We start from the raw sequence: 7,013 nt of genomic DNA on the forward strand, positions 1-7,013 counted from the left end.
CCCCCGAAGGGGAGCGGGCCTCGCCGTCAAGCCGGTTCAGCTGTCGGCCGCCGTCCTGTGACAGGCCGGACGACCACGCGACCGGTGAGGGTCAGAGCATTCAGCTCTGGCCGCCCGCCAGCTTCTCGCGCAGGGCAGCCAGGGCCTCGTCCGACGCCAGGGCGCCGGAGTTGTCGTCCGACTCCGAGGAGTACGAACCGCCCGAGATACCGGCGCTGGCGCTGCCACCGGCGGCGGCGGCCGGAGCGGCCGCACCCTCGGCAGCGGCGGCCTCGTCGGCCTCGCGGGACTTGATGACCTGGGCCTGGTGCTGCTCGAAGCGCGTCTGCGCCTCGGCGTACTGACCCTCCCAAGCCTCGCGCTGGGTCTCGAAGCCCTCGAGCCAGTCGTTCGTCTCGGGGTCGAAGCCCTCGGGGTAGATGTAGTTCCCCTGGTCGTCGTACGACGCGGCCATGCCGTACAGCGTCGGGTCGAACTCGACCGAGGCCGGGTCGGCACCGAAGGACTCGTTGGCCTGCTTCAGCGACAGCGAGATCCGGCGACGCTCAAGGTCGATGTCGATGACCTTGACGAAGATCTCGTCGTTGACCTGGACGACCTGCTCCGGGATCTCCACGTGGCGCTCGGCCAGCTCGGAGATGTGGACCAGACCCTCGATGCCCTCGTCCACGCGGACGAACGCGCCGAACGGAACCAGCTTGGTGACCTTGCCGGGAACGACCTGGCCGATCTGGTGCGTACGGGCGAACTGCTGCCACGGGTCTTCCTGCGTCGCCTTCAGCGACAGGGAGACACGCTCGCGGTCCATGTCGACGTCGAGGACCTCGACGGTGACTTCCTGGCCGACCTCGACAACCTCGGACGGGTGGTCGATGTGCTTCCAGGACAGCTCGGAGACGTGCACGAGACCGTCGACGCCACCCAGGTCCACGAAGGCACCGAAGTTGACGATCGAGGAAACGACGCCGGAGCGGACCTGACCCTTCTGGAGGGTCGTGAGGAACGTCTGGCGCACCTCGGACTGGGTCTGCTCAAGCCAGGCACGGCGGGACAGGACCACGTTGTTGCGGTTCTTGTCCAGCTCGATGATCTTGGCCTCGAGCTCCTTGCCCACGTAGGGCTGGAGGTCGCGGACGCGGCGCATCTCGACGAGGGAGGCCGGCAGGAAGCCACGGAGGCCGATGTCGAGGATGAGACCACCCTTGACGACCTCGATGACGGTGCCGGTGACGATCCCGTCCTCTTCCTTGATCTTCTCGATCGTGCCCCAGGCGCGCTCGTACTGCGCACGCTTCTTGGACAGGATGAGGCGGCCTTCCTTGTCCTCCTTCTGGAGAACGAGGGCCTCGATCTCATCGCCCACGGCGACGACCTCATTGGGGTCGACGTCGTGCTTGATGGAAAGCTCGCGGGACGGGATGACGCCTTCGGTCTTGTAACCGATGTCGAGCAGGACCTCGTCCCGGTCGACCTTCACGATGACGCCGTCAACGATGTCGCCGTCGTTGAAGTACTTGATCGTCTCGTCGATCGCCGCGAGGAACGCGTCCGCGTCGCCGATGTCGTTGACCGCAACCTGCGGAGTGGTGGCGGTGGTCTCGGTGCTGCTCGTCATGTGGGAAAGGGCTCCGGTACGGACAGAAATCGTAGGTACTGCTACGCCGTGAGCCTGTCGCTCTGCAGAAGCCGGACAGCCGAAGAAGCACCGGGCTGAAAACACCACCAGGCGCCTCGAAAACCGAGGAGACATACCTACAGATGCGAGCGCGGCCTGCTAGGTCTGAGGCGCGCAGGCTCGCAGCGCAACTTGTAGCATACGGGGGCTGCCGGGCAGGGTCAATGCGCGAAGGCACACACCCGGGGCGGAACGCCTCATACCCGGCACAACTCAGGTTCGGCGAGGCCACAATGGCCGCCCCGCTCCCCCTCGACCACTTCTCGGCAAGTCCGCCGGACAGTACCCGGGGAGGGTTTCGGCGGAGCCTACTCAGACGATTCAGACGGGCGCAATGATCCACGAAGACGAAGCCTCCGACGCTTTCGACTCCCTCGACGCACTGGACGCGCTGGACGGCCCAGGCCTCCAGGACGACGTCGAGTCCGAGGCCACCCGGCGTGACGCGGGCGAAGCGGAGAGCAGCCGGGCCAGCCGGGGCTGGTGGGACCGCAACGCGGACGAGTACCAGCAGGACCACGGGACCTTCCTGGGGGACGACCGCTTCGTCTGGGGTCCCGAGGGCCTCGACGAGGTGGAGGCGGAGCTGCTCGGCCCCGCCGAGGACCTCAAGGGGCTCGACGTGCTGGAGATCGGCGCGGGCGCCGCGCAGTGCTCCCGCTGGCTGGTCGCCCAGGGGGCCCGCCCGGTCGCGGTGGACCTCTCGCACCGGCAGCTCCAGCACGCGCTGCGGATCGGCGGCGGCGAGGACGGGGTGGGCCTGGTGCAGGCCGACGCCGGGGTGCTGCCGTTCCGGGACGGCTCCTTCGACCTGGCCTGCTCGGCGTACGGCGCGGTGCCGTTCGTCGCGGACCCGGTGAAGGTGTTCCGCGAGGTGCACCGGGTGCTGCGGCCCGGCGGGCGGTGGGTGTTCTCGGTGACGCACCCGATCCGCTGGGCTTTCCCGGACGAGCCGGGCCCCGAGGGCCTCTCGGTCTCCGCCTCGTACTTCGACCGCACCCCCTATGTGGAGCAGGACGACCAGGGGCGGGCGGTGTACGTGGAGCACCACAGGACGCTCGGCGACCGCATCCGGGACGTGGTGGCGGGCGGCTTCCGCCTGGTGGACCTGGTCGAGCCCGAGTGGCCGGCCTGGAACAGCTCGGAGTGGGGCGGCTGGTCCCCGCTGCGGGGCAACCTGATCCCGGGGTCGGCGATCTTCGTCTGCGTACGGGACTGATCCTCGTCTGCGTACGGGACTGATCCTCGTCTGCGTACGGGACTGATCCTCGTCTGCGTACGGGACTGACGGCCGCGCCCGGCTCCGTACGACACTGGGGGCGTGATCCGCACCGACGCCCTTGACCAGTTGCCCGTACGTACCGCAGTGCCCGCCCTCGAAGAGGCGCTCGCCGCGCACGGCACCGCGGTGCTGTGCGCGCCGCCCGGCACCGGCAAGACGACCCTCGTGCCGCTGGTGCTCGCCGGGCTGGTGGGCGGGGGTCCGGTGCGGCGGGTGGTCGTCGCGGAGCCGCGGCGGATCGCCGCCCGTGCGGCGGCCCGGCGGATGGCGTGGCTGCTGGGCGAGCAGGTCGGCGGGCGGGTCGGCTTCACCGTGCGGGGCGAGCGCACGGTGGGTGCGCAGACGGTCGTGGAGGTCGTCACGACGGGGGTGCTGCTGCAACGGCTGCAGCGCGACCAGGAGCTGCCGGGCGTCGATGCCGTCGTCCTGGACGAGTGCCACGAGCGGCATCTTGATGCGGACACGGTGGCGGCCTTCCTGCTGGACGTGCGGGCCGCACTGCGGCCGGAGCTGCAGCTCGTGGCGGCGTCGGCGACGACGGACGCGGCGGGCTGGGCCGAGCTGCTGGGCGGTGCGCCCGTGGTGGAGGCGCAGGGGGTGTCGTACCCCGTCGAAACGGTGTGGGCGCCGCCGGTGCGGCCGGTGCGTCCGCCGCACGGGATGCGCGTCGACCCGGCTCAGCTGACGCATGTGGCGTCGGTGGTGCGGCGGGCGCTCGCCGAGCACGAGGGCGACGTGCTGTGCTTCCTGCCCGGGGTGGGCGAAATCGCGCGGGTGGCGGGCCAGTTGGGGGGCGTGGGCGCCGAGGTGCTCCAGGTGCACGGACGCGCCCCCGCAGCGGTGCAGGACGCCGTACTCGCGGGATCTTCTTCGTCGGGACGCCGTGTTGTCCTGACCACCTCGGTCGCCGAGTCGAGCCTGACGGTGCCCGGGGTGCGGATCGTGGTGGACTCCGGGCTCGCCCGTGAGCCGCGTACGGACCATGCGCGGGGGCTGAGTGCGCTGACGACCGTACGTGCGTCGGGTGCGGCGGCGCGGCAGCGGGCGGGCCGGGCCGGGCGCGAGGCCCCGGGGACGGCGTACCGCTGCTGGGACGAGGCGGAGGAGGTGCGGCTGCCGCGTTTCCCCAATCCGGAGATCAAGGTGGCGGACCTGACGGCGTTCGCGCTCCAGGTGGCCTGCTGGGGCGACCCGGACGCGTCCGGGCTCGCCCTGCTCGACGCGCCCCCGGCCGGGGCCATGGCGGCGGCACGGGAGGTCCTGACCGCGATCGGCGCGGTCGACGCTCAGGGGCGGGCGACGGAGCGGGGCGTACGGCTGTCCCGGCTCGGGCTGCACCCCCGGCTGGGCCGGGCGCTGCTGGACGGCGCCCGGGAGGTCGGCGCGCGCCGGGCGGCGGAGGTGGTGGCGCTGCTGAGCGAGGAGCCGCCGCGGGAGTACGGGGACGACCTGGCGGGCGCGTGGCGGGCGGCACGGCGCGGCAACGACGGCTACGGGGCGCGGTGGCGCCAGGAGGCGCGGAGGCTGGCGTCGGGGGTCGGGGGCGCGGGCGGCTCCGGCTCGGGATCCGGCGATGGCGGTGGTGACGACGCGGTGGCCGGGCTGGTGGCCGCGCTCGCGTTTCCCGAGCGGGTGGCGCGGGCGCGGGGCGCGGGCGCCTTCCTCATGGCGTCCGGGACCGGGGCGGAGGTGGGTGAGGGGTCGCGGTTGCGCACTGCGCCGTGGCTGGCGGTGGCGGTCGCGGACCGGCCCTCGCACTCGGCGTCCGCGAGGGTGCGGCTCGCGGCCGTCGTCGACGAGGACACGGCGCTGCTCGCGGCGGAGCACCTGAGGGTGTCCGGGGAGGAGGTGCGCTGGGAGGGCGGGGACGTCGTCGCCCGGCGGGTGGACCGGCTGGGCGCCGTGGAGCTGACGGTACGGCCGCTGAAGGACGCACCGCGCGCGCGTGTGCACGAGGCGCTCCGGGAGGGGCTGCGTCGCGAGGGTGTCGGGTTGCTGCGGTGGACGCGGGACTCGGAGTCCCTGCGGGAGCGGCTCGCCTTCCTGCACCGGCAGTTGGGGGCACCCTGGCCGGACATGTCGGACGAAGCTTTGTCCGGACATACGGACAACTGGCTGGAGCCGGAGCTGTCGCGGGCACGGCGGCGGGCGGACCTGGGACGGATCGACGCGGGGCAGGCGCTGCAGCGGCTGCTGCCGTGGGCGAGCGGGGACGCGGCACGGCTGGACGAGCTGGCGCCGGAGCGGATCCGGGTGCCGAGCGGGTCGCGGATCCGGGTGGACTACGGGGGCGAACAGCCCGTGCTGGCGGTGAAGCTGCAGGAGATGTTCGGGCTGGCCCGGACGCCGCGGGTGGGGGGCGTGGCGGGGGTGCCGGTGCTGGTGCACCTGCTGTCGCCCGCGGGGCGGCCGGCGGCGGTCACCGCTGACCTGGAGTCGTTCTGGAAGGAGGGGTACCGGGCGGTGCGGGCGGAGCTGCGGGGGCGGTACCCGAAGCATCCTTGGCCGGAGGATCCGGGAGGGTTCGAAGCGACGCGCTTCACCAAGGCGCGGTTGCAGCGGTAGGGGTGAATGTGCCCGCCCCCGCTGCCCAAGAGGGCTGGGCGGCCAGGGGGCAGGCTTTTAGGGGCGCGGGGAACTGCGCGACCAGCCACGACGCACCCGCACGAAGACCCCCGCCCCGCGGCCAGCGGTTCAGGGGAGGGGTGGGGAGGGGACTGCTCCGCGCAGCGGCACACCCTCCCGCTCGCCGGGGTCCGGGCCGCGCCCGGCGCCCGCCGGAGCACCCGCCGGGCGCCGCCCCCGCGCCTCCAGCCAGAGGGCCAGCGCCAGCAGGGCGAGCCCCAGCCCCAGGAAGCCCCACGGCAGGTACGAGGTGAGCAGCAGCACCAGCGTCCGGTTCGACTTCACGAGGGCGACCGTGGAGTCCACGTAATCGGGCCGCATCTTGACGTGCCCCGCGAAGGCGGTGACCTTGTCGCGCCCGCCCAGCAGGCTGCCGCCCCGCATCTCCTCCTTGTGGATCTCCTCGCCGTTGACGGGAGCGCCGGTGACGGGGTCGACCCAGAACATCCGCTTCGTCGTGTACCACATGCTCGTGCCGGTCTGTTTCTCCAGCTTGGAGGAGTCGATGCCCGGCATCGGCATCTGCTTGGGGTAGGGCACCTTGGTCCAGGGGATGGTCTGCTCGAAGTAGTAGACCTCCAGGCCCCGGAACTCCTGCGTGCCCCGGTAGTGGATGGGTGCGGTGCGCCGGGCCCGGGAGTCGTAGTACTCGTAGTCGCGCTTCTCCGTCAGGAACGGCCACTTGAACTCGATGCCGCGGCGCTGTACGGGATCGCCGTCGACCGACTCGCCGGTGGCGTGCACGGGGTCCTGCGAGTGCGCGTCGAAGATGTAGCGCTCGGGGATGGTGGAGACCATCTTCCCGTCGGGGCCCGCGACGAAGGACAGGGCGTCCCAGACGACGACGTCGCGGTCCGCGGTCGCCTCGATCTTCTCGGACTCCTCGACGTTGCCCTTGAGGGTCTGCACGATGGTGAGTCTCTCGACCTGCCGGGACTGCATCGTGCCGTAGTCGACAAGCGTCGCAGGTTTGGCCTCCAGGACCGCTTCCTGGTACTGGCTGGGCGGGATCTTGGCCAGGCGCGGGAATGCGTACCAGCGGAAGAGCGGGGAGAGGGCGGCGAAGAAGACCGCGAGGGCGAGCAGGAACAGGCTGGATTTGCGTCGCATGTGCGTCTCGCCCCGCTACTTCTTCGGGCCGGGGACGGTGGTCAGCAGCGGCTTCGGCGAGGTTTCGCCGGTCGGGGTGCCGACGGCCGTGATGGCGAGGACCAGGGCGAACGCGGCGGCCAGTCCCACGGCGGCGGCAATGAGGGCGCGCATGACCCGTCTCCCTCCCGGTAAAGGTTTCTGACGTTCCGTCAGGGACGTCGGGGAGGGGGCACCGTAGCAACGGCCGCGCGAGAGGGGAACAGGCCGGACCGGAGCTTCTCCCCGGGGCCGGACGCAGCGGGAGGGGACCGGATTCCCCGGCCCCCTCCCGCATCAGTC

The 7,013-nt window shown here is 71.9% G+C and carries 5 protein-coding genes; 2 read left to right on the plus strand and 3 right to left on the minus strand.

Annotated features, from left to right (window positions below; all coding sequences use genetic code 11):
* Positions 1 to 100 precede the first annotated feature (100 nt).
* Positions 101 to 1,615, minus strand: coding sequence for a 30S ribosomal protein S1 (gene rpsA, locus ACWGIG_RS35350; protein ID WP_398415866.1), 1,515 nt, complete (start codon positions 1,613 to 1,615; stop codon positions 101 to 103).
* Between the two features lie 394 nt (positions 1,616 to 2,009).
* Between rpsA and ACWGIG_RS35355 the strand changes: the two genes are divergently transcribed.
* Together ACWGIG_RS35355 and hrpB are read left to right on the plus strand one after the other, a co-directional pair.
* Positions 2,010 to 2,894, plus strand: a complete 885-nt coding sequence (locus ACWGIG_RS35355; RefSeq protein ID WP_453325800.1) for a class I SAM-dependent methyltransferase — start codon at positions 2,010 to 2,012, stop codon at positions 2,892 to 2,894.
* 102 nt (positions 2,895 to 2,996) lie between these two features.
* Positions 2,997 to 5,522, plus strand: a complete 2,526-nt coding sequence (gene hrpB / locus ACWGIG_RS35360) for an ATP-dependent helicase HrpB (protein ID WP_453325801.1) — start codon at positions 2,997 to 2,999, stop codon at positions 5,520 to 5,522.
* A 129-nt stretch (positions 5,523 to 5,651) separates the two neighbouring features.
* On the opposite strand, the gene ACWGIG_RS35365 is transcribed toward hrpB, so the two are convergent.
* Both ACWGIG_RS35365 and ACWGIG_RS35370 read right to left on the minus strand, forming a co-directional pair.
* Positions 5,652 to 6,692 (minus strand): DUF3068 domain-containing protein, encoded by a 1,041-nt coding sequence (locus ACWGIG_RS35365; RefSeq protein WP_453325802.1) that lies wholly within the window; start codon positions 6,690 to 6,692, stop codon positions 5,652 to 5,654.
* A gap of 15 nt (positions 6,693 to 6,707) precedes the next feature.
* The gene (locus tag ACWGIG_RS35370; protein ID WP_398415860.1) at positions 6,708 to 6,845 is read right to left on the minus strand and encodes an SPW_0924 family protein; all 138 of its coding nucleotides are present in this window, start codon (positions 6,843 to 6,845) and stop codon (positions 6,708 to 6,710) included.
* Positions 6,846 to 7,013: the final 168 nt, after the last annotated feature.

This window comes from Streptomyces sp. NPDC054863 (assembly GCF_053610825.1).

Excerpts from the sequence above, each read along its gene's own strand:
- rpsA (WP_398415866.1), bottom strand. The coding sequence starts at position 1,615 with ATGACGAGCAGCACCGAGACCACCGCCACCACTCCGCAGGTTGCGGTC.
- ACWGIG_RS35355 (WP_453325800.1), top strand. The coding sequence starts at position 2,010 with ATGATCCACGAAGACGAAGCCTCCGACGCTTTCGACTCCCTCGACGCA.
- ACWGIG_RS35365 (WP_453325802.1), bottom strand. The coding sequence starts at position 6,692 with ATGCGACGCAAATCCAGCCTGTTCCTGCTCGCCCTCGCGGTCTTCTTC.
- ACWGIG_RS35370 (WP_398415860.1), bottom strand. The coding sequence starts at position 6,845 with ATGCGCGCCCTCATTGCCGCCGCCGTGGGACTGGCCGCCGCGTTCGCC.